33 protein-coding genes, 1 tRNA gene and 1 riboswitch are annotated in these 25,163 nt (G+C 39.9%); of the genes, 26 read left to right on the top strand and 8 right to left on the bottom strand.

The genetic code is table 11. From position 1 onward, the window contains the following. Positions 1 to 206 precede the first annotated feature (206 nt). The 11 genes from rpmG to NST09_RS11545 all read left to right on the top strand — a co-directional run bounded on the left by rpmG (position 207) and on the right by NST09_RS11545 (position 9,760). Positions 207 to 356, top strand: a complete 150-nt coding sequence (gene rpmG, locus NST09_RS11595) for a 50S ribosomal protein L33 (RefSeq protein ID WP_008360061.1) — start codon at positions 207 to 209, stop codon at positions 354 to 356. Positions 357 to 405: 49 nt separating this feature from the next. Then, a complete protein-coding gene (locus NST09_RS11590) occupies positions 406 to 966 on the top strand; it encodes a 5-formyltetrahydrofolate cyclo-ligase (RefSeq protein ID WP_035390824.1) in 561 nt (186 codons plus the stop codon). 85 nt (positions 967 to 1,051) lie between these two features. Continuing rightward, positions 1,052 to 1,315 carry a hypothetical protein gene (locus tag NST09_RS11585; RefSeq protein WP_008342327.1) on the top strand — a complete coding sequence of 88 codons (264 nt, stop codon included), beginning with the start codon at positions 1,052 to 1,054 and terminating at the stop codon, positions 1,313 to 1,315. Positions 1,316 to 1,404: 89 nt separating this feature from the next. Next, the gene (locus NST09_RS11580) at positions 1,405 to 1,578 is read left to right on the top strand and encodes a hypothetical protein (RefSeq protein WP_017367602.1); all 174 of its coding nucleotides are present in this window, start codon (positions 1,405 to 1,407) and stop codon (positions 1,576 to 1,578) included. Positions 1,579 to 1,664: 86 nt separating this feature from the next. Further along, positions 1,665 to 3,203 (top strand): rhomboid family intramembrane serine protease, encoded by a 1,539-nt coding sequence (locus tag NST09_RS11575; protein WP_342493018.1) that lies wholly within the window; start codon positions 1,665 to 1,667, stop codon positions 3,201 to 3,203. A 70-nt stretch (positions 3,204 to 3,273) separates the two neighbouring features. Then, a complete protein-coding gene (locus NST09_RS11570; protein WP_008342322.1) occupies positions 3,274 to 3,477 on the top strand; it encodes a YqgQ family protein in 204 nt (67 codons plus the stop codon). Positions 3,478 to 3,490: 13 nt separating this feature from the next. Further along, the gene (locus tag NST09_RS11565; RefSeq protein WP_048001751.1) at positions 3,491 to 4,444 is read left to right on the top strand and encodes an ROK family glucokinase; all 954 of its coding nucleotides are present in this window, start codon (positions 3,491 to 3,493) and stop codon (positions 4,442 to 4,444) included. Positions 4,445 to 4,656: 212 nt separating this feature from the next. Next, a complete protein-coding gene (locus NST09_RS11560; protein WP_025207626.1) occupies positions 4,657 to 6,576 on the top strand; it encodes an LTA synthase family protein in 1,920 nt (639 codons plus the stop codon). 86 nt (positions 6,577 to 6,662) lie between these two features. Continuing rightward, the gene (locus NST09_RS11555; RefSeq protein WP_048001752.1) at positions 6,663 to 7,784 is read left to right on the top strand and encodes a M14 family metallocarboxypeptidase; all 1,122 of its coding nucleotides are present in this window, start codon (positions 6,663 to 6,665) and stop codon (positions 7,782 to 7,784) included. Positions 7,785 to 8,114: 330 nt separating this feature from the next. Beyond that, entirely contained in the window at positions 8,115 to 9,368 is a 1,254-nt protein-coding gene (locus tag NST09_RS11550; protein ID WP_048001385.1) for an MFS transporter, read from the top strand. Positions 9,369 to 9,445: 77 nt separating this feature from the next. Continuing rightward, positions 9,446 to 9,760 carry an MTH1187 family thiamine-binding protein gene (locus NST09_RS11545; RefSeq protein WP_008342314.1) on the top strand — a complete coding sequence of 105 codons (315 nt, stop codon included), beginning with the start codon at positions 9,446 to 9,448 and terminating at the stop codon, positions 9,758 to 9,760. A 221-nt stretch (positions 9,761 to 9,981) separates the two neighbouring features. Here the strand turns inward: NST09_RS11545 and NST09_RS11540 are convergent, their stop codons facing one another. After that, positions 9,982 to 10,155 (bottom strand): DUF2759 domain-containing protein, encoded by a 174-nt coding sequence (locus NST09_RS11540; protein ID WP_003217333.1) that lies wholly within the window; start codon positions 10,153 to 10,155, stop codon positions 9,982 to 9,984. Between the two features lie 160 nt (positions 10,156 to 10,315). Here NST09_RS11540 and NST09_RS11535 point away from each other — a divergent pair, with 160 nt between their 5' ends. After that, the gene (locus NST09_RS11535; protein ID WP_017357989.1) at positions 10,316 to 10,954 is read left to right on the top strand and encodes an MBL fold metallo-hydrolase; all 639 of its coding nucleotides are present in this window, start codon (positions 10,316 to 10,318) and stop codon (positions 10,952 to 10,954) included. A gap of 48 nt (positions 10,955 to 11,002) precedes the next feature. Here NST09_RS11535 and NST09_RS11530 read toward each other — a convergent pair whose 3' ends face one another. Beyond that, a complete protein-coding gene (locus NST09_RS11530) occupies positions 11,003 to 11,245 on the bottom strand; it encodes a DUF2626 domain-containing protein (RefSeq protein WP_003217440.1) in 243 nt (80 codons plus the stop codon). 212 nt (positions 11,246 to 11,457) lie between these two features. Here NST09_RS11530 and NST09_RS11525 point away from each other — a divergent pair, with 212 nt between their 5' ends. Next, positions 11,458 to 11,838 (top strand): Spx/MgsR family RNA polymerase-binding regulatory protein, encoded by a 381-nt coding sequence (locus tag NST09_RS11525; protein ID WP_007501232.1) that lies wholly within the window; start codon positions 11,458 to 11,460, stop codon positions 11,836 to 11,838. Between the two features lie 55 nt (positions 11,839 to 11,893). Here NST09_RS11525 and NST09_RS11520 read toward each other — a convergent pair. After that, a tRNA-Gln gene (locus NST09_RS11520) sits at positions 11,894 to 11,964 on the bottom strand. Between the two features lie 99 nt (positions 11,965 to 12,063). Here NST09_RS11520 and NST09_RS11515 point away from each other — a divergent pair. From NST09_RS11515 to NST09_RS11475, 9 genes are all read left to right on the top strand, one after another. Further along, complete coding sequence (locus NST09_RS11515; RefSeq protein WP_035390819.1) at positions 12,064 to 12,936, top strand: STAS domain-containing protein; 873 nt, start codon at positions 12,064 to 12,066, stop codon at positions 12,934 to 12,936. A gap of 452 nt (positions 12,937 to 13,388) precedes the next feature. Continuing rightward, a complete protein-coding gene (gene comGA / locus NST09_RS11510; protein ID WP_024718839.1) occupies positions 13,389 to 14,459 on the top strand; it encodes a competence type IV pilus ATPase ComGA in 1,071 nt (356 codons plus the stop codon). Beyond that, positions 14,440 to 15,480: a competence type IV pilus assembly protein ComGB gene (gene comGB, locus NST09_RS11505; protein ID WP_048001386.1), complete on the top strand. Its 1,041-nt coding sequence runs from the start codon at positions 14,440 to 14,442 to the stop codon at positions 15,478 to 15,480. Before comGA ends, comGB begins: the two co-directional genes overlap by 20 nt. A 16-nt stretch (positions 15,481 to 15,496) precedes the next feature. Next, the gene (gene comGC / locus NST09_RS11500) at positions 15,497 to 15,790 is read left to right on the top strand and encodes a competence type IV pilus major pilin ComGC (protein ID WP_008342186.1); all 294 of its coding nucleotides are present in this window, start codon (positions 15,497 to 15,499) and stop codon (positions 15,788 to 15,790) included. Further along, positions 15,783 to 16,229, top strand: a complete 447-nt coding sequence (gene comGD / locus NST09_RS11495; RefSeq protein ID WP_017357985.1) for a competence type IV pilus minor pilin ComGD — start codon at positions 15,783 to 15,785, stop codon at positions 16,227 to 16,229. Before comGC ends, comGD begins: the two co-directional genes overlap by 8 nt. Then, complete coding sequence (comGE, locus tag NST09_RS11490; protein WP_017357984.1) at positions 16,213 to 16,527, top strand: competence type IV pilus minor pilin ComGE; 315 nt, start codon at positions 16,213 to 16,215, stop codon at positions 16,525 to 16,527. Before comGD ends, comGE begins: the two co-directional genes overlap by 17 nt. Beyond that, on the top strand, positions 16,469 to 16,966 hold the full coding sequence (gene comGF, locus NST09_RS11485; protein ID WP_041091745.1) for a competence type IV pilus minor pilin ComGF: 498 nt from the start codon (positions 16,469 to 16,471) through the stop codon (positions 16,964 to 16,966). Before comGE ends, comGF begins: the two co-directional genes overlap by 59 nt. Then, complete coding sequence (gene comGG, locus NST09_RS11480) at positions 16,963 to 17,346, top strand: competence type IV pilus minor pilin ComGG (RefSeq protein ID WP_041091746.1); 384 nt, start codon at positions 16,963 to 16,965, stop codon at positions 17,344 to 17,346. The genes comGF and comGG overlap by 4 nt, the downstream gene beginning before the upstream one ends. Before the next feature lie 60 nt (positions 17,347 to 17,406). Continuing rightward, positions 17,407 to 17,601, top strand: coding sequence for a YqzE family protein (locus tag NST09_RS11475; RefSeq protein WP_008342191.1), 195 nt, complete (start codon positions 17,407 to 17,409; stop codon positions 17,599 to 17,601). Positions 17,602 to 17,635: 34 nt separating this feature from the next. Here NST09_RS11475 and NST09_RS11470 read toward each other — a convergent pair whose 3' ends face one another. Then, positions 17,636 to 17,962 (bottom strand): DUF3889 domain-containing protein, encoded by a 327-nt coding sequence (locus NST09_RS11470; RefSeq protein WP_007501224.1) that lies wholly within the window; start codon positions 17,960 to 17,962, stop codon positions 17,636 to 17,638. A gap of 252 nt (positions 17,963 to 18,214) precedes the next feature. Between NST09_RS11470 and tapA the strand changes: the two genes are divergently transcribed. The 3 genes from tapA to NST09_RS11455 are packed head-to-tail and all read left to right on the top strand — an operon-like array spanning position 18,215 to position 20,223. Continuing rightward, complete coding sequence (gene tapA / locus NST09_RS11465) at positions 18,215 to 18,742, top strand: amyloid fiber anchoring/assembly protein TapA (RefSeq protein ID WP_041091748.1); 528 nt, start codon at positions 18,215 to 18,217, stop codon at positions 18,740 to 18,742. Positions 18,743 to 18,791: 49 nt separating this feature from the next. Then, a complete protein-coding gene (locus NST09_RS11460; protein WP_017357979.1) occupies positions 18,792 to 19,364 on the top strand; it encodes a signal peptidase I in 573 nt (190 codons plus the stop codon). Positions 19,365 to 19,422: 58 nt separating this feature from the next. Next, positions 19,423 to 20,223, top strand: coding sequence for a TasA family protein (locus NST09_RS11455; protein ID WP_007501219.1), 801 nt, complete (start codon positions 19,423 to 19,425; stop codon positions 20,221 to 20,223). A 67-nt stretch (positions 20,224 to 20,290) separates the two neighbouring features. Here NST09_RS11455 and NST09_RS11450 read toward each other — a convergent pair whose 3' ends face one another. The 4 genes from NST09_RS11450 to NST09_RS11435 all read right to left on the bottom strand — a co-directional run bounded on the left by NST09_RS11450 (position 20,291) and on the right by NST09_RS11435 (position 23,491). Further along, positions 20,291 to 20,626, bottom strand: coding sequence for a helix-turn-helix domain-containing protein (locus tag NST09_RS11450; RefSeq protein ID WP_017357978.1), 336 nt, complete (start codon positions 20,624 to 20,626; stop codon positions 20,291 to 20,293). 33 nt (positions 20,627 to 20,659) lie between these two features. Then, on the bottom strand, positions 20,660 to 20,824 hold the full coding sequence (locus tag NST09_RS11445; RefSeq protein ID WP_080934047.1) for an anti-repressor SinI family protein: 165 nt from the start codon (positions 20,822 to 20,824) through the stop codon (positions 20,660 to 20,662). Positions 20,825 to 21,008: 184 nt separating this feature from the next. Continuing rightward, on the bottom strand, positions 21,009 to 21,806 hold the full coding sequence (locus tag NST09_RS11440) for a YqhG family protein (RefSeq protein ID WP_035390802.1): 798 nt from the start codon (positions 21,804 to 21,806) through the stop codon (positions 21,009 to 21,011). A gap of 14 nt (positions 21,807 to 21,820) precedes the next feature. Then, complete coding sequence (locus NST09_RS11435) at positions 21,821 to 23,491, bottom strand: SNF2-related protein (RefSeq protein WP_342493017.1); 1,671 nt, start codon at positions 23,489 to 23,491, stop codon at positions 21,821 to 21,823. A 250-nt stretch (positions 23,492 to 23,741) separates the two neighbouring features. Then, positions 23,742 to 23,849: riboswitch (glycine riboswitch) on the top strand. 203 nt (positions 23,850 to 24,052) lie between these two features. Between NST09_RS11435 and gcvT the strand changes: the two genes are divergently transcribed. After that, positions 24,053 to 25,150 (top strand): glycine cleavage system aminomethyltransferase GcvT, encoded by a 1,098-nt coding sequence (gene gcvT / locus NST09_RS11430; protein ID WP_035390798.1) that lies wholly within the window; start codon positions 24,053 to 24,055, stop codon positions 25,148 to 25,150. Positions 25,151 to 25,163: the final 13 nt, after the last annotated feature.

Raw genomic sequence — 25,163 nt, 5'->3', positions numbered from 1 at the left:
GTTCTCATGTATACAGTACGACAAAGAACGTGTTTTTATAGGGGAGAAGGCGATTTTTCATCACATGACCAGACAATATGGATCAGGATGCGGGGGGAATGCATTGAAAAATGAAATTGGTGAAAAAACATTCTAGCATTCCTTAGCTAGAAGTGGTATTATAGTTAGGTCTGAATGTGAATTGATTTTAGTTTGGAGGGAAAAACATGCGCGTAAATATTACTCTAGCTTGCACTGAATGCGGTGAGCGTAACTATATTACTAAAAAGAATAAGCGAAACAATCCAGATCGCGTTGAATTCAAAAAGTATTGCTCACGTGATAAAAAACAAACTTTACATCGTGAAACAAAGTAAGCAGCAGGGAATTTTCCTGCTGTTTTTTTATGATGGGAGATGAACCTGTATGAAAAAGGAGCTCCGCCTTCAAACATTGGCCATGCTTGAGCAGTTAAGCACTGAAGAGTTCAATCGCTATGCTTCTCTACTTCATGAACACGTGCTGCAGCTGTCAGAATGGAAACAGGCGAAAACGATTGCTTTGACTATGTCTAGGGGAAAAGAAATACCGACAATGCCTCTGATTGAAAAAGCGTGGGAAGAAGGAAAAACAGTTTGTATTCCCACCTGTTTTCCGAAAACAAAAGAGATGGTGTTTTATGAATATACACCTGAAACAAAGATGACATCCAGCTACTTTGGACTATTGGAGCCAGACCCTCTTGAGTCTACAGCTGTACATAAAGAAGCCATTGATTTGATCATTGTTCCTGGGGTGTGCTTCGATCAGAACGGCTACCGGATTGGGTTTGGTGGGGGCTATTATGATCGCTACTTAGCGGACTACCACGGCGTAACCATTGCCCTTTGTTTGTCTTTACAGCAGACGAGGCATATTCCGGCTGAAGCGCACGACATACCGGTATCTATGATTGTCAGTGAAAAAGGTACGTTATATCAAAAGTGAAAGCCCGCTCATTGTCCAAAAACGGGCTTTTTGTGTTGAGATCTTTTCATTAGCTCAGGGCATTTTATCTAGTAGGAGTCATATATTGAAAAAATTTCGAGGAAAGAAAAGATACTTCCGTAATTTGTGGGAGGAAGTGAATACTTTTGACTTACAACTCGAACATGATTCATGGGTTTATTTTTGGCATACACACCTTGATTTTTTTGGAGTCGGAAAAATAAGAAGAGAGTATATCAAAGCGTTCAAAGATTTAATCGACCTTCATCAATTTGGCGGTTCTTATGATCAATCAGAGTGTGAAGAGGTCTATTATATCCAATCAAAAGAACAAGGGATTAGAGTGTGAAAGTAGATCGCATGGTAAGAGATAAAAATGATGGTTCATGCATAAACAAATCCTATTTAAGCCACGATACGAACATAGGAGGGAATATGATGAATAAAATGATTTGGAGCATTGTGTTCACACTGTTTGCATTCGTTCTTGTGCAAAATCGTTATCGGCTCATGAATTTGATCTTAGGTCAAAACCAAGTGCGTCACTTTTTTATTAAATGGCTGATGAAAATCCCATATTTTCGGACGAAATTTATTCGCCAAGCATTCTAATCCCGCAAAAGCCGGGATTTTTTTGTTGAGAAATGCGTATAAGAGTAATTCTTGCTATAATAATGTAAAAAATGGAGCGCGAATGAATGAATGTCATAGATAGTCTATTTTGGCGAGTGATTGATGAACTCAGACAAAAAGGATACGAGATGATTCAAAGCCCGTACCCAGAAGATGAAATCTTTTTTGAAGCACCACGAAACTCAGGATATGATCTCATCCGTCTATATAGAAGAGATGTGAATTTTAGACAGGAGATCGTTCGAGATATGGAAGAGCAGGCTTTTCGGATGAATCAGTTGAGAGAAGCCATGCGTAAACGTTCTCTCCATCTCCTGCAGCTACAATTTACAGCTGATCATCCAGTAGATGATTGGGAAGACATAAACGGTCAACCGCAAAAACAGCAAAAGGTGACGGTGACACCTGTTTTACTGAATGAAGAAACCCTTCAAAACGATGGACACGAGCTGCAAAAATGGCTGAATACATCACTTTCGATTGATGTAGAAGAGGCGAAAGCAGATACAGCCGAAGATGTGATGCAGCTTAAAATGAACGTGCTTCAGGCATTTCAAGATCAGGAAAAGCAGCGTGAACGAGAACGGGCCGTTTTTCAAAATGGCAGACCGATTTTTACCTATATGTTAATCGCAGTCCAAGTGGTGATGTTTCTTTTACTTGAATTATCTGGTGGAAGTACCAATACAGCCACTTTAACAGCATTTGGTGCGAAAAATAATATGCTGATTTTAGAGGGTGAATGGTGGCGTTTTGTGACACCTATGTTTTTACACATTGGTTTGACGCATTTACTCTTTAATACATTTGCTCTTTGGTCCGTTGGAGCGGCTGTTGAGAGAATTTATGGTTCAGGAAGATTTTTGCTCATTTATTTAATTTCCGGCATCTTTGGCTCCATAGCGAGCTTTGTGTTTAATTCAGCCATCGCAGCAGGAGCATCAGGTGCGATCTTTGGCTGTTTAGGCGCATTGTTATATTTAGCGATTTCTAACCGGAAGCTCTTCTTTCGTACGATGGGGACAAATATTATCGTTATTATCCTCATCAATTTAGGGATAGGTTTCACTGTATCAGGGATTGATAATGCAGGGCATCTTGGGGGGCTTGCTGGCGGATTTTTAGCCGCTTTAGCGGTCCGTCTTCCTAAACAGTTTCAGCCTGTCAAAATGCTTCTTGCTAGTCTTCTTCTCCTCCTTATTGGCGGCTTTGGATTGTATACAGGGTTTCATTCAGACGATCAAAAAGAAGCGGCGGCAACTAGCGAGGCAGCGAGTTTATTTGATGAAAAGAACTATAGCGAAGCAAGTCAGCGTCTAGAGGAATATGTAAAGCAAAAGGATGCCTCAGCTGAAGCACTTCATATATATGCGCTTTCCGAAGCGCAGCTTGGACATCTTGACAAGGCCATTGAGTATTTGCAAAAGTCGCTTGAAAAAGATCCTAATGAGCCGAATAAATTGTATCACTTATCGTTGTTATATGTAGAAAAAGGCGAGACAGCGGAGGCAGACGACTTCATCAAAAAAGCATTAAAACAAGATCCGCAAAATGACCAATTTTTAAAGTTGAAACAATATATTGAAAACACTCAAACACGTTGAATGACTTGACTGAAAGCGTATTTATGAATACGCTTATCCTATCTGTTGATTTAGAGAAATGGTGAAAATAATGAAAACGTTATATGATGTACAGCAGCTGCTCATGAGATTTGGAAATTACGTGTATTTCGGAGATCGTGAAGTGGAATTAGAATTTATGGCAGATGAATTGAAGGAAATGTACACATCGGGCATCATCGATCGAACTGAATGGTCAAACGCAATGACCATCCTTCAAATGGAACTAGCCAAATTAAATCGAAAAACAATGTGAAGGTGGAGGACATATGACAGGGGATTGGTTTGTAGGAGTTGATCTTGGCGGTACGACAATTAAGCTTGCGTTTATTAATCTTTATGGTGAAATTCAGCATAAGTGGGAGATTCCTACGGATAAATCTGGGCAGACAATTACAGTCGACATTGCCAAGTCAATTGACCATAAACTAGTTGAGATCAGCATGCCGAAATCAGCCCTAATTGGGATTGGTATGGGGGCACCGGGACCAGTGGATAAAGTATCCGGAATTGTCTATAAAACAACGAATCTGGGCTGGACAAACTATCCCTTGAAAGACCATTTAGAGGCAGAGACAGGACTTCCATCTGTCATCGAAAATGATGCGAACATTGCTGCACTCGGTGAAATGTGGAAGGGTGCAGGTGATGGCGCCAAAAACATCCTGATGGTTACACTGGGCACAGGGGTTGGCGGCGGTATTATTGTCAATGGAGAAGTGGTTCAAGGCGAATCAGGTGCTGGTGGAGAAATTGGTCATATTTGTGCCGTTCCATTTCAAGGAGCACCATGTAACTGCGGGAGAACAGGCTGTATTGAAACCATTGCGTCTGCCACAGGTATCGTCCGAATCGCAAAGGATTCATTACAAACAAAGAGCCATACATCATCACTTGGCTCACTTACTTCGCTGTCTGCAAAGGATGTATTTGAGGCAGCAGAAAACGGAGACGAACTGGGGATGCGTGTCGTAGATGAAGTGACAACCCATCTTGGTCTTGTCCTTGCGAATCTGGCTAGTGCCTTAAACCCAACAAAAATCGTCATTGGCGGGGGTGTATCTAAAGCGGGCGAGCTTCTTCGCAGTAAAGTAGAGCGTGTCGTCAAACATCATGCCTTCCCGCCATGTGCTGAGGATGTTGAAGTGGTAATTGCCTCACTAGGAAACGATGCAGGCGTGATCGGCGGTGCATGGATGGCAAAAAACAAGTGGCTGTCTTGAACAAAAATGTCATAATGATGTCATTTTTATTAAAATCAGCGATAGATAGGCATGAAATTGAATGATTAGCATATTCATAAGTTTGTCATGGGGAAAAAGACATTGATTTTCCATCATAGACAGGATAAGATATACTTTAGTTATTTTTGAAGAAGCACCAATAATTGGGGATGTCCCTAACCTGAGTGCGTTTTTAGCATAAGGAGGTTACAATGCGAAAGAAAAGATTAAAGGCGATTTCATTTTTACTGATTGCGACTTTGTTAATGTGGGTGAAAACCTATGTTATCTATAAATCTAGCTTTAATATCAAAATTGAAAATTTCATGCAGGAATTTATCCTGTTTATTAATCCGCTTAGCTTTCTCTTGTTTATCTTCGGTATCGGTTTATTCTTTAAAGAAAAAAATCGCAATCGATATATCATTGTGACGAGTTTTGTTCTGACATTTATTTTGTTAGCTAACATTGTATTTTATCGATTCTACAGTGATTTTCTAACCATCCCCGTCCTATTTCAAACAAACAATATGGGTGACCTCGGGTCAAGTATTACCTCTTTAATTGAACCAGTTGATTTTCTGATGTTTGTTGATATCATCATTTTAATTTGGCTCTATAAAAAACAGCCTTCCTTTAGAACAGATGTAACGATTTCACGTAAGGGACGTGCAGCTTATTACTTATTTGTGGCAGCCACTTTCTTTTTTAACCTTGGTTTGGCTGAAACAGAAAGACCAGAGCTGTTAACTCGTTCATTTGACCGTGAGATGCTAGTGAAAAACATCAGCTTATATAACTTCCATATTTATGATGGGGTTCTGCAATCGAAGCAATCCGCTCAGCGAGCACTTGCCGACAGCAATAGCTTAACGGAAATTGAAAACTATGTAAGCGCAAATCAAACAGACCGTAATGAAAAGACGTTTGGTCAAGCAAAAGGACGAAATGTCATTCTAGTATCGCTTGAGTCTACCCAGAGCTTTGTGATCAATGAAAAATTGAATGGGAAAGAGATCACGCCGTTCTTAAACAAATTGATCAAGAAAAGCTATAATTTCAGTAATTTCTATCATCAAACGGGTCAAGGGAAAACATCCGACTCCGAGTTTATTGTTGATAATTCACTCTATCCGCTTGGAAGAGGAGCTGTATTTTTCACAAATCCAAGCAACGAGTTCAAAGCCGCACCTGAGTTGTTAAAAGAGGAAGGCTATCATTCTTCTGTTATTCATGCGAATAACAAAAGTTTCTGGAACCGTGACCTGATCTATGACAGCTTTGGCTACGACAAATTTTTTGATATTAAATCATTCGATGTAAATGAAGAAAATTCAGTTGGCTGGGGACTAAAAGATGGTCCGTTTTTTGAGCAGTCAGTGGATTTAATGAAAACGATCCCGCAGCCGTTCTATACGAGATTGATTACATTAACGAACCATTTTCCATTCGACTTAGATGAAGAAGATAAGCTCATTGATGAATATGACTCAAAGAGCAAAACGTTGAACAAATACTTCCCTACAGTGCGTTATCAAGATGAGGCACTCAAGCTTTTCTTTAAAAAAATGAAGGAAGCAGGGTTATACGATAACTCCATTTTTGTGTTATATGGGGATCACTACGGGATTTCTGAAAACCATAACGAAGCAATGGGACAATTCTTAAACAAAGACATTACACCTTTTGAAGAAGTTCAGCTTCAAAAAGTACCATTTGTTGTACACATTCCTGGTATCACGGATAAACATCCAAAAGAGATTGATACAGTTGGCGGCCAAGTGGATATCCGTCCAACAGTCATGAACCTTCTAGGAATCGATACAAGTAAGCAAATTCAATTTGGTCATGACCTATTATCAAAAGATACAAATGACTTCACAGTGCTTCGAGATGGAAGTTTTATTACGAAGGACAGTGTTTTCACAGCTGGTGTGTGCTACAACAAAGAAACGGGTGAGCCGAGAGAAGATGAGTCTGGTTGTCAGTCTTATGAAGAAAAGGCAAAGCAGGAGCTTCAATTCTCTGATCAAATTATCTATGGAGATCTCCTTAGATTTTATGACCGAAACAACTCGGACCATTCACCATCTAAAAAAGAAGATGACACTGAGCTAAAAAAGGCGTCTTAATTTAAAAGAAAACCTCTGCTATTTACATGCAGAGGTTTTCTTTTTTTACTTACTGGTTCATATAGTGTGAGAGGGGAGGGATGTAAATGAAAAAGTCGTTTGGCACAATTGAATGGCATCTGGGTGAAGCAAGGAAGGAGGATGTGGCAAAGCAGCTTGGTATAGGGAAAGAAGCTTTCCGTTTGTCCAATCAATCAAATACGGATCACCTCCTTTTACCGGGGTATAGACTTCCAGAAGGGACCCATTCATTTCAATCGGTAGGTGATGTGCAAAGCTTCATTGCGCCTTACCGGCTCCAGCAATCAGATGATTGGATCAGCGGAATATTTGAATATGATAGCGCTCACTTAGAAGGAGAGCTTCAATATTTGAAAGCTGTTTTTCCTTTTCTTCAGATGAGTGTGATTGGTCAATCAGTGCTTGATACGCCCATTTATGAAATCCGTACGGAGCCTGTACAACATTTACATTCCATACATGTTAATGCCTCTTTTCATGCAAATGAATGGATCACGACCTCCGTTTTATTAAAATGGCTTAAATCACTTTGTTTAGCGGCCTCTGACCCAGTGCAAGCAAGACATCATGAAGCGGTTCGTATATTGCAGACCACTGCTTTGTCTATTGTCCCCATGGTAAATCCAGACGGTGTTGATTTGGTTCGCAATGGCCCAGAATCTTTAGGTCTGTGTCGTGAGGAGTTCGCGCCGCTAAATGGTGGATTTTCCGATTATCGAGAATGGAAGGCGAATATTCGAGGAATTGATTTAAACAATCAATTTCCTGCTTATTGGGAAATCGAATATTATCGTAATAAGCCGAAGGCACCGTCTTATAGGGATTTCCCAGGGCATCAGCCGTTAACAGAACCAGAAGCGAAAGCAATGGCACATCTCGCCTTGCGAAAACGCTTTGACCGGCTAATTGCCCTTCATACACAAGGAGAAGAGATATACTGGGGGTTTCTTGGCCACGAACCAGCCATTTCAAAAGAGACGGTCGAACGGTTAGAACGGGTGAGCGGTTACAAAGCGATTCAATATCTTGATAGCTATGCAGGTTATCGAGATTGGTTTATTTATCAATGTAAAAGTGAGGGCTATACGGTGGAACTTGGGCGAGGTAAGAACCCGCTTTCTATGAGTCAATTTGATTCGATCTATGAAAAAACAAAGCGGTTATTGTGGGAAGCATGTAAGTATTAAAAGCACCTAATTGGTGCTTTCAGCGTGTAGACAAACCCTCGCATTCTTTGTCAGTCCTGCGTGCCGGTGCTCACGAATGTGAAATTCGCTCCGCACCAGTACTCGTCCTTCCTAGGGCTGCAAAGGTTTTCTATCACGCTGAAAAGAAGACAAAGGGCTAAAATCAAGTTCATTTTCGCCCTTTGTCAACAATCTTTTAATACGTTCAAACCAATCAATTTCTTATGGTCAATAAAAACCGTGCTGATGTGATTGACGAGAGCATCCCTGTAAGCTATTGTGAAAGAGTGGATGTAAAAAAAAGGATATGAATTAGGGAGATGTCGATGATTGAATGCTCAAAGCCTGTGGAAACGGAATTTTACTTATCTATTTGTTTCTAAAATGTGTAAAATTACTGCTGATAGTTTATCTTTTAACACCATTTTGTGGCTTTTAGTGCTAGGGGGAAAAGGAGCAATTGGAACAGCATTTTTTATTGCCGTTAGTTTTGTCCCTCAAGCCATTATTGGGCCGTTTATTACCCCAATGATGAAGCCGCATCAATTGAAATTTTGGATGTGCTTTGCTGATTTAACTCGGGCGGCGATTATACTTGTGATTGTGGTGAGTTACTTTTATGATTTTTCTCCTTTGGCACTCATCATTGGCGGTATGTTGCTGCATTCAGCGACTGGTGGTTCCTATGAACCAGCTTCGGTGTCCATTATTCCAAAGCTTGTGCATGAAGATGTGATACAAAAGGCGAATGCAACCATTCAATCAGCCAGTCATGTGGTCAGGCTTGTGACTGTGACGATTTGTGGTGTCATGATTGCATTTGTAGGGGTAGGATATACAATGCTTGTGATTATTCCTCTTTACCTCATGTCCGCTTTGCTGGTTTTGCTGATTACATATAAAACGGAAGCGATCATGGATAAAGGTAAAAAAGGATTATCATACGGAAAACGATTAATAAGAGGATTTTCACTTGTGAAAAGTCATCATATTTTGTTTCCATTAGCCATTTTTTGTGTCTGCTCCAATTTTGCTGCGGCACCGTGGGAGGCATTGTCGGTTATTTATTTAACAGAAGATTTACATAGTGGACCAGTAGTATATTCATTCATCAAAGTGACCACGGCATTAGGTGCATTTTTGATGGGATTCGTTTTAACAAAGGTGAAAGTGAATCGATACGGTCTGTTGTTTATCGGGGCAGGGATCGTTGATGGAATTGCATTTTTCATTACAGGGATGAATGCCTTATTACCACTTGTGTTTATATCTGCATTTGCCTTAGGTGCAGCCATCAGTGCAGTCAATGTACCTGAGCATACGATGATTCAATTGTCAGTAAAAGCGGAGGATCAGCCGCAAGTGTATGCGATTATTAACATGATCTCGTATTTAATGATACCGTTAGGCGCTCTCATTGGTGGCTATATGGCGACGTTATTCGGTTCAGGATATGTCATTGCAGCTGGTGGACTGATCGAAGCTATTTCAGGTATATGCTTGCTCCTTTTCACAAAGATTGGGAAGGTAGAGAGAGCAGATTTGACGATAGAACGGGACAAACCAAGCTTAAACGCCACATGATGATGGCATTTTTGAATCACGATGGGTTACAATGAGAACGAGAAAGAAATAGGATGTCATTGAAAGGAGCAAGAACCATGGCGATAGCAGATGTCACCATCATTCCAATAGGCACTGATACACCAAGCGTGAGTGCATATGTAGCAGACGTACAAAGACTGTTAGAGGGCTTTCAACAAGAAGGGAAAATCAAATATCAGCTCACACCAATGAATACTTTAATTGAAGGGGAGCTATCCGTTTTATTTGAGGTCATTCAGCGTATTCATGAAGCTCCATTTGAAAAGGGTTTACATCGAGTAGCAACCAATATCCGCATAGATGACAGAAGAGATCAAACGACCACCCTTTCAAGCAAATTAGAAAGCGTGAATAAACATTTGAATCAATAGAAAAAGCCTGCTGATTGCAGGCTTTTAGCGTGTAGACAAACCCTCGCATTCTTTGTCAGTCCTGCGTGCTGGTGCTCACGAATATCAAATTCGCTCCGCGCCAGTACTCGTCCTTCCTAGCTGCAAAGGTTTTCTATCACGCTAAAAAGAAGACAAAGGGCTAAAATCAAGTTCATTTTCGCCCTTTGTCAACAATCTGAAAGCCTGCTGATTGCAGGCTTTTAATGTGCAGTTGGATAACCGCTATAGATGATGGTCATGACGGTAAACCATCCAAAAACCAAAAATGTGGCGCCAGCGAAAGCAATGGCTAGTACGTTCACTTTTTTGAGTGAGCGATAGATGCCGAGAGCGGCTAAAATCGTGACTAGACCAAAAATAATGACGAGCATCATATGAAAGTCCCCCTTTGTCATCAATCCCCTTGATTTCCTTTCTTTTCATTTTAACCGTTTTCATAAAGCTTGTCGAGTACATTCAAGTTGACGATTGTTTGAATTTTTATTGAATAGCCTTCATAATAAAAAAGAATGAAAAAAGTAGTAGGTGATGAAAATGAATTGGAGAAGAATGCCACTAGGCTATGTGCAAGCGAACGCATATATTTGGAAAAATGAACAAGGAGAATGTTTAATTTTTGATCCAGGCGGCGAAGCGCAAAAGCTAATTTCTTATGTGAAAGAAAAACAGCTGAAACCTCTTGCTGTCTTATTGACACATGCCCATTTTGATCATATTGGTGCAGCAGATGAGGTGCGTCAAGAATGGGGAATTCCGCTTTATGTCCATGAAAAGGAAAAAGAATGGCTGACAAATGCTCAGCTAAACGGTTCAGCTCGACTAATTGGTAACGGAATTACGGTCAAAGAAGCTGAACAATTGATTACGTCAGAAGGACCTCTTCAAATTGGATCGTTTACATTAGAAATGTTCCACACACCAGGTCATTCACCTGGCAGTGTGTCTTACTATTCAGCGGAAGAGGGATTTGTGATTTCTGGTGATACTTTATTCCAAGGCGGTATCGGGAGAACTGATTTAACGGGTGGTAATCAAGACGTGCTACTTCAATCGATACATGACAAATTGTTGTCATTGCCAGAATCAACTCTTGTGTTAAGTGGACATGGCGAGGAAACAACTGTGCTTACAGAACAGGAGCAAAATCCGTTTATCAATGGGTTTTCTTTATAATAGCACGCACGAAAAAAGCATCTCTTTCAAAAGAGATGCTTTTTTCTATTAATGTCCGGTACCGGGAACCATGATGAAAATCGAATAATATGTAAATCCGGCAAAGAAAATCGTCAAGTACGCTCCGAAAATGTAAATATACATTCTTTCGGATAAATTCAAGTAGGATAAAAATACAAAAAGAACGGTTTGACCGAAGAACAGCAAGGATGCATCTTTCATATGTCCTAAATAGAACATGACAGCAAAAATACCCGTCCAAAAGCCAAGAACGCGGAACATGCGATTCATTTCTTTCCCTCCCCTTAAAAAACCCCTTTGATTCATATTATAGCTGATGATCACTTGTTATGTAAACATTTACATTTTTGACAACGTGTGAACATTCATTCTTTCGTTAGAAAAAATTTTTTTGAAAAAGTGATGAAAAAGTGTTTATGCCTAAATGCATGAGGGTACTTAGTCCATAAGAGAAAAGGTTAACGACCTAAGGAGGAAGACTAATGAGTGACATTACTTTTTATTCATACCCAAGCTGCACGTCTTGCCGCAAAACAAAACATTGGTTAAAGGCGAATCAAATTGATTTTAAAGAGCGTCACCTTTTCAGAGAAACGCCAACACTAGACGAATTAAAAAAAATCCTATCCTTAACAACAGAAGGAATGGATGAAATTTTAGCTACTCGAAGCCAAGCTTTTAAAAGCTTAAATTTAAATATTAATGATCTAAAAGTAAATGAGGTACTTCAGCTTCTCATTGAAAAGCCAAAGCTGCTTCGGAGACCTATTATCATTGATGGAAATAAATTAGTGGTCGGCTATAATCCAGGAGAACTCATGAAAATTTCAAAAAAGAAAGCGATTCATCAATCGGTTTCCTAATCAAAAACGAAGATCAGCTGAATGATGTTTCAGCCGTCTTCGTTTTTGTGCTGAACTGGGCTAGCTGGGTTCGAACCAACGATCACGGAGTCAAAGTCCATTGCCTTACCACTTGGCTATAGCCCAATATGAAACGTGTAATGCTATTGTTCACCATCTGCGGTCATTTATACATAAAAAGTTGGTTGTCACTAGTTGTAAGTGAAAAAGGAGCGAACGACAGAAATGAAAAATGAAAAATCTGAGCAATTATATGAATTTATTCTTAAAGAAGCCCCTGTCATGACCGAAGAATGGCTGAAAACAAGAACAGAAGAAGGCTCATTATATTCCAAACATGCTTCAGAGGAGACAGAAAAGAAGCTGAAAGAACAAAACACAGCATTTATTCAAACGATTGCAGCAACGTTAGTCACGCTATCAGATAAAGTAGAAGACCATCTAAAAAAGTGGTCAGTTGATATTGCCCGCGATCGAGCTGTTCATGAAGTACCTTTATATGAAATCATCGGACAATTTAAGGTGTTCCGCCACATTTTTTGTTCCAGAATTGAGACCTTTACACAACAAACGGAGCTTGAAGTGACACTCAAAGATGTGTGCGATTGGAATCAGCATTTTCACGCAACATTTGATGACATGATTGCACGTTTATCAGAAGAGTATGACCGCGTGACAATCAATCAGCTTAATGCACAAAGAGAAATGATTCAAGAGCTTAGTGCGCCTGTTATTCCAGTTTCAAAAGAGATCGGTATTTTGCCGCTGATTGGTGAAATTGATACGTACCGGGCGAAAATCATTTTGGAATCAGTACTAGAACAGGCATCTAGACTGCGTCTAACCCATTTATTTATTGATATATCTGGCGTTCCTGTTGTTGATACAATGGTTGCTTATCAGCTGTTTAAAGTGGTTGATAGTGCGAAGCTGCTAGGAATTGAGACGATTATATCAGGCATTCGCCCAGAAATCGCTCAAACTGTAGTGAAACTCGGCATTGATTTCTCAAAAGTAAATACTGAACACAGCCTTGCAAAAGCTTTAGAAAAAAGAGGATTTCGTATCTTTGAAGAGCAGCAGCAAGAAGCAACGTGAACCAAAAAATGTTAATAAAAGTAACGGGTCCGTTGACGAGGAGAAACAATATAATGAGCATATGAATGAGATGACCAATTCGCATACAGATTTGGTCTCTTTTTTTTATCCATAAATCAGACACGAAAGGATATTCTTTATCTTCAAATCAGTAATCTATTAAGGAGGATTAAATTTGGAGACACCTTGTAACAGATCATCCAGAATGAAAGAACCAAATGAAATAATCATCAAAAAGAGGTGCCAATAGCACTTCTTTTTTATTTTTTCCTCTGAACAGAACCCGTTGTTGTAAAAGTCAAATTTTTTGATAAGTCCTTCTGTTATTTATAGATGAAATACACCTCAAATTGAACATTTTTAACCCTTTTCAGTCATGAAAACCATGAAATACGCTTTTGTCAGGCACGTTACGCCATCATACAATATGGTCACTGAAAGGAGTGAACAACTTGTATGGTATTGAATATTTGGGGCAAGAGCTGTTAGAAGAGGCGTGCCGAATGAGAGCATCTGATGTGCATATTGTTCCGAGAGAAAAGGAAGCTTCAGTCTCTTTTCGTGTAGACGCTGACCTCATTCAGCAGCGGATCATTGACAAAAAGAGTGGAGAGCGGCTCATTGCTCATTTCAAATTTTTATCTTCTATGGATATTGGTGAAAGAAGGAGACCACAAAATGGGTCATTGGCTGTGATGCTAAGACGCGGTCAAGTGTTTGTTCGGCTTTCTACATTACCGACTGTAAATGATGAAAGTTTAGTGATTCGGATTTTACCGCAGGATCATGTGCCGAAAACAAAGTATTTGTCACTGTTCCCGAAGGCTTCAGCGAGATTATTATCGTTTCTGAATCATTCGCATGGGCTTATTTTATTTACTGGACCAACAAATTCAGGGAAAACGACAACACTTTATTCATTGATCCAGTTTGCCAAAAAACATTTTAATCGAAATATTATTACCCTTGAAGATCCTGTGGAAACAAGAAATGAAGAAGTGCTGCAGGTTCAAGTAAATGAAAAAGCTGGTATCACGTATGCGGCAGGTTTACGCGCTATTTTAAGACATGATCCAGATATGATTGTGCTTGGAGAAATAAGAGATGCGGAAACAGCCAGAACAGCTATTAGAGCAGCTTTGACAGGCCATTTAGTCATGAGCACACTGCATGCAAAAAATGCAAAAGGAGCTCTTTATCGAATGCTCGAATTTGGTGTGACGATGAATGAACTCGAACAAACAATGGTTGCCATTGCTGCTCAGCGGTTAATCGAACTCGCATGTCCATTTTGCGGCGAAACGTGTGAGCTTTATTGCAAACTAAATCGGCCAGTCAGACGAACAAATGTATTTGAATTGCTTTACGGAAAGGAGCTTGGTGAGTGTATCAAAGAGGCAAAAGGAGAATACGCTCATTCGTCATACGAAACACTGCAAAGATTAATTCGGAAAGGAGTGGCACTCGGCTATTTATCAAAAAGCACATATCATCGCTGGGTTTATGAAGAAGCGAACCTCTAAAGCCTGGTCTAAAAAAGAACAAGCTGAATTCTTATCGAAACTGGCTCAATTGATTCAAGCTGGATATACATTGGTTGAGGCATTAACGATGGTGAATATTCAATTATCAAAAAAACAGCAACAGCGATTAACGCCAGGTATTCAGTGGCTGCTTGAAGGGGAGCCTTTTTACGTTGTACTTGAGCGACTTCATTTTCAGCGGGAAGCCGTCGCTATTCTTTGTTTTTCAGAGAAACATGGCAGCCTAGCGCGAGCTCTTGAACAAAGCGCCCGTTTTTTAGAGAAAAAAATCATGCAGGTAGACACATTCAAGCGTATGTTACGATATCCGATTTTTCTTATGTTTACGGTTTTTGTTGTGCTCATCATTGTTCAGCAAATGATCGTCCCTCAATTTTCTTTATTATATTCATCTATGAATACAAGCATGTCATGGCTCATTCAAGGAATGTTTGGCCTCTTCCAATTCCTACACGCTTTTCTGCTCATGATCGGTTGTATATGTATCTGTCTTTTTGGATATTATGAGCTCTTTTTTAAGAAAAAATCGACCCTTGAGAAACTGAAAGTCATCAGCAGGCTGCCGGTGGTATTTAAAGGGGTGCAGCTGATGCATACGTATCTTTTTTCCCTTCAGCTAAGCGGACTTCTTCAAGCTGGGTTATCGATTTATGAAAGTTTGCAAGCTTTTAAACGGCAGACCTATTTACCCTTCCTTCAAGAAATGTCTGAACAAATGATAGGAGAGTTAAGAAAAGGTGAGAGTATGGAACATCAAATAAGCCGGTCTCCTTTTTTCGAAAGGCATTTTGCGGCTGTCATTAAGCATGGGGAAGCAAGTGGGATGCTAGCGAGAGAGATGTACACATATAGTCAATTTCTTTTAGAGAATGCAGAATTGAAAATTGAAAAATGGGTTTCATGGCTGCAGCCTGTCATCTATGGCTTAACAGCATTTCTTATACTCATTGTGTATTTATCTATTCTTTTACCAATGTATCAACTAATGGAACAAGTGTGAAAAGGAGGACTAAGGCATGAATGATAAAGGATTTACACTGTTAGAAATGTTAATTGTCATGCTTGTGATCTCCATTCTTTTATTGATCACCATTCCAAATATCACTCGGCATCATCAAAGCATTCAAGCAAAGGGCTGTGAAGGGCTGAAATCAATGGTGAGTACACAGGTAATGGCATATGAATTAGAGCATGACGGCAAGACGCCATCTTTAGCTGAATTAGAAAAAGAAGGCTATGTCAAAAAAGGATTAACTTGTCCAAATGGAAAAGCAATTTTCATTCAAAACGGCGATGTGAAAAATGAATAAATCGCTTTTCCAGGAGAAAGGATTTACACTCATTGAGCAGCTCTTGATCGTCATGATTTTCTCTATCTTATTATCGATAATAGGTGGAAAAGTGCCCAATGTATTAGAAAGTGCTGAAGCAAAAAAGCAAGTGAACTTGCTAAAACAAGATCTTCAATTGGCATCTTATACTGCATTTATTAAAAAAACACGAGTAACTGTTGAGTTTCACCCGCCCAATGTATCTTATCAAGTCATCGAGCAGAATAGTGAGCAGATCATTGCTTCTAATCCACATAAAAAAGGCACCATCAAGCAATCCACATTTCAAAAAGGCCTTCACTTTAATAAAAACGGACATCCAAATAGCGGCGGTTCTCTCATTGTTCAATTTGGCAGTCAAATATATAAACTCACGATTTACTTAGGGAGCGGGCGGATTCATGTTCAGCAACAATAAAGGATTTAGTACGTTTGAGATGCTCTTTTCTTGCCACCTCTTTCTATTTGCTGCTCTTGTGCTCGTGCCATCCTTTGAAAAACTGACAATAGGGAAAGAAGAATTAAGAGCCAAACTGGAAGCTTATCAAATTTTACATGAGTATATGAATAAAGCTTTTATAGAAGGTCAAAAGAAAACAAGTACAAAGAAACGAGGCGAGATCACATATGAATTTATTTGGGGTCAGGAGAAGGGATGTGTTTCATACAAAGTACAAAAAAAGAAGACGATTTGCTTTCGACATTTGGAGCGATGAACAAGGCTTTACACTCGCTCAAGCAATATGGCAATTGCAGCTATTTTTGCTGCTTTCTGTTGGCTGCATGCTGCTTTTATCAATTGTTGAAAAAACTCATCCGTTTGCAGAAATCAACAAATTTTCGCAAATGGAGTGGAAACAAACGGTCCTGCAATTAGAGGAGGATCTAAATTGTGCTGTCGCTGTAAGAGCGGTGAAAAATGGAACAGCTCTGGAGTATATTTCAAGTCAAGGGCGAGTGGTGACGATTGAGCCGTATCAAGAGATGCTTCGTAAACGAACGGATCAGGCAGGCCATCTCCCTTTATTACAAAAGGTGAAACAATTCCATGTAAGAACAAAAGAGCAAACCACCACTCTCCAAGTCACAGATGTATTTGGTCAAGTACATGAAGCTGTTTTTTTCACTTACAAAGGAGTGATTCCTAAAACGTGAAAAGAGAAGACGGGTTTATTTATCCTCACGTACTTGCTGTCATTCTTTTATTTTTATTGATTCTAGGCTCAATGACCATTGGGTTTCAAAAAGAGTTGAAAAGTGCAGAGCTCACAATTTCTTTTTATCAAAAACAGCAGTTATTTCGTTTAGGTCTAAGTGAAGCTGCAAACAAATTAAATCGTATTTGTAATCAGCCATTGAGCCCAATTGTCACAGAAGAAGGTCGAGTGACGTTGAAGCGAATTGGGTGCGATCACAGAAAAAAGCTAGTCCGCCTCTTGGTTAACATCGAGACAAAGGGTGGTGTAACTGACGAGCGGGAACTAGAGATGAATAAGGAGACAGGAGAAATCAATCAATGGATCAGCACTCATTAGCGAGTGTATAAAACGATACTCTTCTTGGTAACACTTTAAGGAAGAAGAGGTGAGTGTTCGATGAAGACAAATGATTATGTAAAATATATGACGCAGGAAATTATTAAATATATGAATACACCACGTGACGAGCGGAAAGAACATAAACAGGAAAAAATGGAGACGAAACCACCATTTTCTCAGCGTTTATTCGGTGTTCTGCCTTTTGGCTTCTCAATGATGCTAAAAAAACGTCAACGTCATCGACAAAAGTAAAAAGCCGCCAGCAGGCGGTTTTTTTAATGCCATTTTAGCTGTATTCTTCCACAACAATGACTTTATTGACCTTGTTCGAGTAAGGGTTATAGGAAATGGTGACATATACCCCAAATTCTTTGGCCTGATCTTTCAACGTAATATGATATTGCTTCACGGATTCTTTCTCCCGGTGCCGATCCCACACTTTTTGTTTGAATAAAACATGTGCTAACGGATACCGTTTTTTTGCTTCTTTGACTGCCCTTGTTTCCCATTGATCTGCGGCAGAAGTGATTCCTTTTGCCTCCGCTAGATGGGCGCTTTGGATCAAAGGGCTTAACAGTAAACTGAGCATGATCATGATTCTTCCATAATTCAACTAACATCACCTCACCAATTATTATCCTGACCAAATCCTGCACTTTTATGTAAATTTTTAAGAAGTACAAATGTCACAGAAAAAAATATTGAATATGGCGAAAGAATGAGAAAATGGAAGAATTTTCTCGGTAATGTTCTTGTTTAAGAACAAAATGGACTAATTTGACGTTTTGGATTTTATAGGTAATTCCTTATACTGAGTGTAGTCGTTCTTTTTAAAGAACAATTGTTCAAGGAGTTGAAAGATTCAATGAAACAGCCGCTCTTTGTACTATTTTGTGCTATTTGTTTGATTTTCACTTCTTTTTTTATTACGTCTACTAATGCTTCTTTTAACGATGTTGAGCATTCGAATTTTGTCATGAAAACATGTGAAAATTTCGAAGAGACAGATCAGCATTGCCAGCCAAAGAAATGGGATAGAAGCCATTTGAAACTGATCGATCAAACGATCATTGAGGGGACAGTCTGTGCGCCTCAAAAGCTGAGCATGTCACTAAAAAATATTGGACAACCCATCGCGCACTCTGAATGGAAGTGGGAACTACATAAAGTAGAGAGTGTTCAGATGCCATTACAAGATGGCCATGTTATTGAAAAAGGTGCTATACAGTCCCTCTCATCAGAAGAAACGACGACTGTCACGTCAGGTAAAGCAAAAACAAATGGAATCTATGTGTTTAAAATCTATTATCCTAAAGGGTTTGGTGGTTCTGAAAAGCCATTCTTTACGTCTCAACATATGCAGCTTTCGAATTGTCAAGAAAAGGTGTCCTAAAGGGGACTAGTCTTTTGAATGAAACATGATATGTAAAGGGGAGAAAGGTATGAAAAAGTGGATGAAAATGTCTGGGAGTATTCTTTATGCGCTGGTCTTCACGATGATGATTGTGTGTATTATTGTCGTGTTGTCATCAAGAACAACAGGAGGAGATCCTCAGATTTTTGGTTATGAGTTCAAGCAAGTATTATCTGGATCAATGGAACCTGAATTTTCGACTGGTTCATTGATTGTCGTGAAACATGTCACCTCACCTGAAACACTCAAAAAAGGGGATATTATTACGTTTCAAACGAAGCAAGACCAATCCTTTGTGACTCACCGCATTGTTGGGGTGAAAGGAAAAGGAGTAAATAAAGCCTTTGAGACAAAAGGAGACCACAATATGTATCAAGACGGCACGCTCGTCAAAGCGAATCAAGTGACTGCGCAGTATACGGGCGTGAACATTCCTTATGCAGGAAAGCTTCTTTCGTATGCAGGAACTTCTGCTGGGACCGCTCTTTTGCTCATTATTCCAGGGGTGATGCTGCTTGTTTATTCAACCATTCATTTTGTTGGTGCTGCCAAACATCGAAGACATACGGCTGAGTTACATATGTCAGAGGAACAAGCATAAATTTTCGTTTGTAACCTAAATCAGGTTTCAATAAAACAATTTATTAGGGGGTTCAATCATGGCAATGAAAAAATCAATTCGTTTAGGTGTTTTATCGGGAGCATTAGGTCTTGCTTTAATTGGAGGGGGAACGTGGGCTGCATTTAATGATGTTGAGACGGCAAACGCGGTCTACTCTACAGGAGAGCTGAACCTATCTGCAAAAGAGAATTCCGGCGCCATCAACCTTGCGAACATAAAACCCGGTGACCGTATAAAGAAGGAATTTAATTTTGAAAATAAAGGGTCTCTTGCAATTAATCAAGTGCTGATGAGTCTTGATTATAGCCAGTTTCAAGATGGAACATCAGCGAAAAATGGCGGGAAGAATACAGCTGAAGAATTCCTCAGCCAATTTCAGGTGAGTGTTCTAACGGTTGGAGCCGAAGGTGGGAATGGATACCCGAAAAATATTATTTTAGACCATGCAAACCTGCTTGACCTGCATCTATTAACGTCAAAGCAGGATCAGACCGCATTTGAAAAGCTTCGTCATGCCGTCGATGAGAAGTTTTTACATGAAAGTGGTAAAATTAATGTTGCCACCGTTGATGGATCAACAGCTCCAGAGTATGACGGCATTCCAAAGAATCCGTTTGATTACGATAAAATGGAAATGATCATTGAATTTGTCAATGACCAGACGAAGGATAAAGCGGGTCACTATATCCAAAATAAATACCAAGGCGATGCGATTCAAGTTGATCTTTCCTTCGAAGCGACTCAGTGGAATGGTTTAACGATCAATCCGAAAAAGCATACGGATGAAAAAGGCTACGTGAAAGAAAACGAAAAAGCACACAGCGAAGATAAAAAATAAAGTCAGTCTTTAGACTGATAACAAGATCTGCATAGCAATTGGAGGAGTATGCGCTAAAACATGCGCATTACTCCTCTTCTTGCTTTTTTTTCCAGATTTGATAATCTAAAAATTCACGAAATTGCTTTTTAGAAACCCCTGATGTCATTGCATCTCGAACTAGTTTTTCCCATTCACTATCTAATTGACCATCGTATTCGGTTTCATCATTTTCGTTTAACAGTGTATGAACCGAGACGTCCAGAACAGCGGAGACTTTTTCAAGAAATTGAATGGAGGGGTTTGTTTGCAAGTTTCTTTCTATTGAACTTAAATAAGACTTCGCTACCCCAGCCTTTTCGGCCAGTTCTGATAGTGAGTAGCCTTTTTCATTGCGGTATTGTTTAATACGCTGGCCAATCAATGTCATCACCTTCCTTTCGATATTATAGCACATTCAGAAAGGTTTGATAGAATGACTTCTTGCCATAGGGGGAGACTCAGAGGACTTTTTGCGTGATTTGAGAAAATGACGGACTTCTTCAACTGTTAGTCCTGCTTTGCGCGCTTCGCGTAATAATTGAACCCATTCACTGTCTAATAACTTCGTTTTCTTTTCCATACAAATACCCTCCTAAAATACTGAATCGTGTATTTCAGGCACTTAACGCATGAAATGGAAAAACACAGGTGATAAGACCTCATAGATTGCTTGCGTCATGTTTCCGCCCAATACAAACAGACAAACGTTGCTTTTGATTGATCGAAAATTTGATATCACATGAAAGGGAGGGAGACTCGCTAAGTCAGCCTCCTCTTTTTTGCTGTAAGTAAAAAAGTCCGCCATTTTCAATCGTAAGACTGATTTTTGGTTCGTATAAAGTTTTAAGTGCTTGTCTTTCTATTTCATATTCTACAGATGTGTCTGAAGTCCCTTCATAAAATTGGTTTAAAAGTTTCGAGTCTTCTTTCCACTTTTGAACAGCTCTTACCGCCCAATCATCCGGCTCTTCATTGGCATAACGTTCCATCAGGCTGTAAAGCCGTTTGACGCCGCTCTCTGGCTTAATCATCGTACTCATTGTGAAGCAATAATCAGGAATTTGAGACGATAGCTCACGTGCTTCTAGCTTCTCTTGAAATTGTTCGATGACTTCTCCGCGTATTAGATGAAGTCCAAGAGACAGCAGTTTATCTTTTTTACGGTCTGCCAGATAGGATATTTTGACATTGAGACCAAGCCACGGCTCCAGTGCGATCTGGCTGTTTGTGAGCGGTCTGACTTTTTCGTACAGCCGAATAAAACGGCCTTGCTGTTTTACAGCCTCGAATATTTGGAATAAACGAGGGGAGCCGAAGTGGACAAATTCTCCTTCGACCGAGTCATCAGCTTTTTTTTGATCGGTGATCAAAGTCAATTGCCGCGGCTCAGGTACGCCTCCCGTTTTTTCGAGCCAATGCCAATAAAAAGGGCGGTTCATGATCAATTTATCCATTTCGATTGTCAGTTGTACGGTCAGGTGCCCTGCACTTTCTTCAAGTATGTCGCATTGATTTGCCTGAAAGAAACGGAGAAGAAATGTGTGAATCTCGCGCTGCTCCATTGGTCAACTCTCCTTTATGAACCTTGCTGTCTTTCTTCTAAAAGCGGTGTTTGTGCTTCTGTTAAATAGGAAGCAAATTGGGTTAATTTCTTTTTCATGTCTACGTCAGACTCGTGCTGGAAGAGAATTTGATGCAATTCTGTTTCAGCATCTTGGATATCAATTCGGGTTAAAATATCATCTAGATCGCCAATGACGTTTTCAAACAGCTGAATTTTTTCATATAAAAGTTTTAAAATATGTTCTTCGACTGTCCCGCTAGTTGCCATATTGTAAATGTGGACATCCCGCTCTTGACCGAGCCGGTGAATACGTCCAATTCTTTGTTCCAAGCGCATTGGGTTCCACGGAAGGTCGTAGTTGATGATTTGGTTGCAAAATTGAAGGTTGATCCCCTCGCCGCCTGCTTCTGTTGCGATGAGCACTTGCGCCCGCTCTCTAAATAAATCTTTCATCCAGTCTTTTTTACTCCGTTTAAACCCGCCTCGAAAAGGAACCGAACTGATGCCGTTTTGCTGGAGAAACCATTGTAAATAAATTTGTGTCGCGCGGTATTCAGTGAAAATAATGACTTTTTCATTTAATTGCTGAATGAGTTTAACGACTTCAAGTGCTTTAGAATTTTGTTCTACCTGGTTGATTTTCTCCATGATTTGCATCATAGCAGAAGCGCCTAGAATGTGTTTTTCCTCTTCTTGCATTTTTTTGATGGTCATATAGACGGCCTCACGGCTCGAACAGCATTCTCGTTCTAAGGTCATAATTGAAAACATGTGCTTCGTATAGGAAGGGTTTTCTTTTAACTGACAAATTTCATCATATAATGCTTGTTCTGTTGGGGAGAAATCAATAGAAATTGTCTTCACATGACGCTTTGACCACTCGATGCCAGTGTCTTGTCTCCGGTTCCGAATCATGACTTTATTGACTAACTGTTTTAACCGGTCATGGTCTTCAAGTTGAAGATCTTTTTTGGCAAAGAGGTCTTTAAATTGTGTTTCATTACCTAAATGGCCTGGCTTCAACAGCGAGACGAGATTAAAAATTTCTCCTATCCGATTTTGGATAGGTGTGGCTGTGAGCAGTAGGCAGAACTTTTTATTCAAATTTCTCACAAACTCATAGTTTTTCGTTTTATTGTTTTTCAGTTTGTGTGCTTCATCAATAATGACCATATCGTAGGAGATGGATAAGATCGTGTCTCGATGCGGCTGTCTTTTGGCTGTATCAATTGAGGAAACCACAACATCGCACTGCTCCCACACATAGCTCTTCTTTTGCTCGACAGCATCTATGTAAAATTTCGTCCGCAGTTCTTGTACCCATTGGGACACAAGGGAGGCGGGTACGAGAATGAGAATCTTTTTGGCAAGTCCGCGAATCATGTATTCTTTGATAATCAGTCCTGCTTCAACGGTTTTTCCAAGACCCACTTCATCTGCTAAAATGGCTTTCCCATTCATCTCTTCTACGACTCTTCTAGCGACTTCGAGCTGGTGTTTTAAAGGAGTAAATGCAGGCAGGTGCGCAGGTGCTTGCAGTCCTTCAAATGAATCAATGGCTGTCACTTTTTGTACCTGTGCTGCTAAACGGTACATATCCCAATTCGCCCAGGGACCGTCTGCTGTAAGCCGCTTTTGAAATTCACTTGCCCATTTTTGATCAAATATCGTTTGAATATTCAATGTGACCGCCTGCCTTTCTGGTAGAGTGATGATAAAATCGTTCTGTTTTTAAACGCTTCATTTTTTGATAGCGATTTAAAAGATGTTATATATCAATAAAAGCGAACGATAATGAATGATTATTTTAAAAATGTTAATGATTTTTCTGTTGCTCTTCATCCATTTCTAATGGTAGGATGTTGGTAAGTGATCTAGAGAATAAGTCACCCATTTTGATAGTATGTCCAATAAAGGTGAAGAATATGAGCGGATGATGGTATGGGGAGAGACCTAGCGGTTATTTTGCACTGACAGGCGCCGAAGGAGCAAGCTGAATTGGTTCAGTGAATCTCTCAGGCAAAAGTACTCTTACCGGACGCAACTCTGGAGAGTGTTTGCGCAGCGATTTTTAGCAAACCACCAAAGGGGAAAACGCACAATGATGTTGTGCTGTAAACTTTCAGGTGCAAGGACAGAGACTTCTTTTTGATAAAAGGGAGCGCTCTGTCCTTTTTTGCTGTGATTTTTTTCTGAAAATTCAGCTTGTGATGTGCACTGTAAGAAAAAAGGGGGAAACGATTGATGTTGAAACGAACACCGCTTTTTCATGCGTATGAAACGTTTGGCGCAAAAACCATTGACTTCGGGGGCTGGGAATTACCTGTCCAATTTTCTTCCATTAAAGAAGAACATGAAGCTGTTCGAACAAAAGCAGGGCTGTTTGACGTGTCTCACATGGGTGAGGTGGAAGTCACAGGTCAGGGAGCCCTTCCTTTTTTACAAAGGTTATTAACCAATGATCTGTCAAAGCTGACAGACGGTAAGGCACTATATACAGCCATGTGTTATGAAGATGGCGGAACGGTGGATGATCTGCTCGTCTACCAAAAAGAAAAGAACAACTATTTACTTGTGATCAATGCTTCAAATATTGAAAAAGATGTGGATTGGCTGCTTAAACATCAAGGTGAGGAAGACGTTTCGATTAAAAATGTCTCTGATCAAACCGCCTTGTTAGCCCTTCAAGGACCTCTTGCTGATGACATCATCAAAGATGTTGCGGATGAAGAGGTAACGTCATTGAAGCCATTTACGTTTTTATCAAAAGCAATCATTGCGCAAAAAGAGGTGCTTGTATCAAGAACCGGCTACACAGGAGAAGATGGCTTTGAAATCTACTGCCAGTCAGAAGATGCTGTTCACCTTTGGACCGCTTTATTAGAAGCCGGACAGCCGAAAGGACTGATCCCATGTGGACTCGGTGCACGTGACACCTTAAGATTTGAAGCAAGACTCCCGCTTTATGGCCAAGAGCTCACGAAGGATATTTCTCCTTTAGAAGGCGGCATTGGTTTTGCTGTTAAAACGGATAAAGAAGCAGATTTTATCGGAAAAGATGCACTTAAAAAACAAAAAGAAGAAGGACCAAAGCGAAAGCTTGTCGGGATTGAAATGATAGATAAGGGGATTCCGCGGACAGACTATCCAGTCTTCTCAGGAGATAAGCAGATTGGTTTAGTCACAACCGGTACACAATCTCCAACATTAAAGAAAAATATTGGGCTTGCCTTGATTGAAACATCAGAGGCGCAGCTTGGGACAGAAGTGGAAGTGCAAGTTCGCAAAAAACGTCTAAAAGCCAAAATTGTCGCCACACCATTTTATAAAAGAGCCAAATAACGAGGAGGAATAG

Origin of the sequence: Bacillus sp. FSL W7-1346 (assembly GCF_038593335.1) — a bacterium.
Taxonomy (GTDB): Bacteria; Bacillota; Bacilli; order Bacillales; family Bacillaceae; genus Bacillus; species Bacillus altitudinis.
Note: the sequence above shows the minus strand (reverse complement) of the source record. Positions and strands in the feature narration are given on the sequence as shown.

Excerpts from the sequence above, each read along its gene's own strand:
- comGE (WP_017357984.1), top strand. The coding sequence starts at position 16,213 with ATGTTCAGCAACAATAAAGGATTTAGTACGTTTGAGATGCTCTTTTCT.
- NST09_RS11580 (WP_017367602.1), top strand. The coding sequence starts at position 1,405 with ATGAATAAAATGATTTGGAGCATTGTGTTCACACTGTTTGCATTCGTT.
- NST09_RS11515 (WP_035390819.1), top strand. The coding sequence starts at position 12,064 with ATGAAAAATGAAAAATCTGAGCAATTATATGAATTTATTCTTAAAGAA.
- NST09_RS11445 (WP_080934047.1), bottom strand. The coding sequence starts at position 20,824 with ATGGAAAAGAAAACGAAGTTATTAGACAGTGAATGGGTTCAATTATTA.
- NST09_RS11525 (WP_007501232.1), top strand. The coding sequence starts at position 11,458 with ATGAGTGACATTACTTTTTATTCATACCCAAGCTGCACGTCTTGCCGC.
- NST09_RS11540 (WP_003217333.1), bottom strand. The coding sequence starts at position 10,155 with ATGATGCTCGTCATTATTTTTGGTCTAGTCACGATTTTAGCCGCTCTC.
- NST09_RS11570 (WP_008342322.1), top strand. The coding sequence starts at position 3,274 with ATGAAAACGTTATATGATGTACAGCAGCTGCTCATGAGATTTGGAAAT.
- comGC (WP_008342186.1), top strand. The coding sequence starts at position 15,497 with ATGAATGATAAAGGATTTACACTGTTAGAAATGTTAATTGTCATGCTT.
- rpmG (WP_008360061.1), top strand. The coding sequence starts at position 207 with ATGCGCGTAAATATTACTCTAGCTTGCACTGAATGCGGTGAGCGTAAC.
- tapA (WP_041091748.1), top strand. The coding sequence starts at position 18,215 with ATGAAACAGCCGCTCTTTGTACTATTTTGTGCTATTTGTTTGATTTTC.
- NST09_RS11565 (WP_048001751.1), top strand. The coding sequence starts at position 3,491 with ATGACAGGGGATTGGTTTGTAGGAGTTGATCTTGGCGGTACGACAATT.
- NST09_RS11560 (WP_025207626.1), top strand. The coding sequence starts at position 4,657 with ATGCGAAAGAAAAGATTAAAGGCGATTTCATTTTTACTGATTGCGACT.
- NST09_RS11460 (WP_017357979.1), top strand. The coding sequence starts at position 18,792 with ATGAAAAAGTGGATGAAAATGTCTGGGAGTATTCTTTATGCGCTGGTC.
- NST09_RS11590 (WP_035390824.1), top strand. The coding sequence starts at position 406 with ATGAAAAAGGAGCTCCGCCTTCAAACATTGGCCATGCTTGAGCAGTTA.
- NST09_RS11535 (WP_017357989.1), top strand. The coding sequence starts at position 10,316 with ATGAATTGGAGAAGAATGCCACTAGGCTATGTGCAAGCGAACGCATAT.
- NST09_RS11575 (WP_342493018.1), top strand. The coding sequence starts at position 1,665 with ATGAATGTCATAGATAGTCTATTTTGGCGAGTGATTGATGAACTCAGA.
- NST09_RS11555 (WP_048001752.1), top strand. The coding sequence starts at position 6,663 with ATGAAAAAGTCGTTTGGCACAATTGAATGGCATCTGGGTGAAGCAAGG.
- NST09_RS11440 (WP_035390802.1), bottom strand. The coding sequence starts at position 21,806 with ATGGAGCAGCGCGAGATTCACACATTTCTTCTCCGTTTCTTTCAGGCA.
- NST09_RS11530 (WP_003217440.1), bottom strand. The coding sequence starts at position 11,245 with ATGAATCGCATGTTCCGCGTTCTTGGCTTTTGGACGGGTATTTTTGCT.
- gcvT (WP_035390798.1), top strand. The coding sequence starts at position 24,053 with ATGTTGAAACGAACACCGCTTTTTCATGCGTATGAAACGTTTGGCGCA.
- NST09_RS11455 (WP_007501219.1), top strand. The coding sequence starts at position 19,423 with ATGGCAATGAAAAAATCAATTCGTTTAGGTGTTTTATCGGGAGCATTA.
- comGD (WP_017357985.1), top strand. The coding sequence starts at position 15,783 with ATGAATAAATCGCTTTTCCAGGAGAAAGGATTTACACTCATTGAGCAG.
- comGB (WP_048001386.1), top strand. The coding sequence starts at position 14,440 with ATGAAGAAGCGAACCTCTAAAGCCTGGTCTAAAAAAGAACAAGCTGAA.
- NST09_RS11545 (WP_008342314.1), top strand. The coding sequence starts at position 9,446 with ATGGCGATAGCAGATGTCACCATCATTCCAATAGGCACTGATACACCA.
- NST09_RS11475 (WP_008342191.1), top strand. The coding sequence starts at position 17,407 with ATGAAGACAAATGATTATGTAAAATATATGACGCAGGAAATTATTAAA.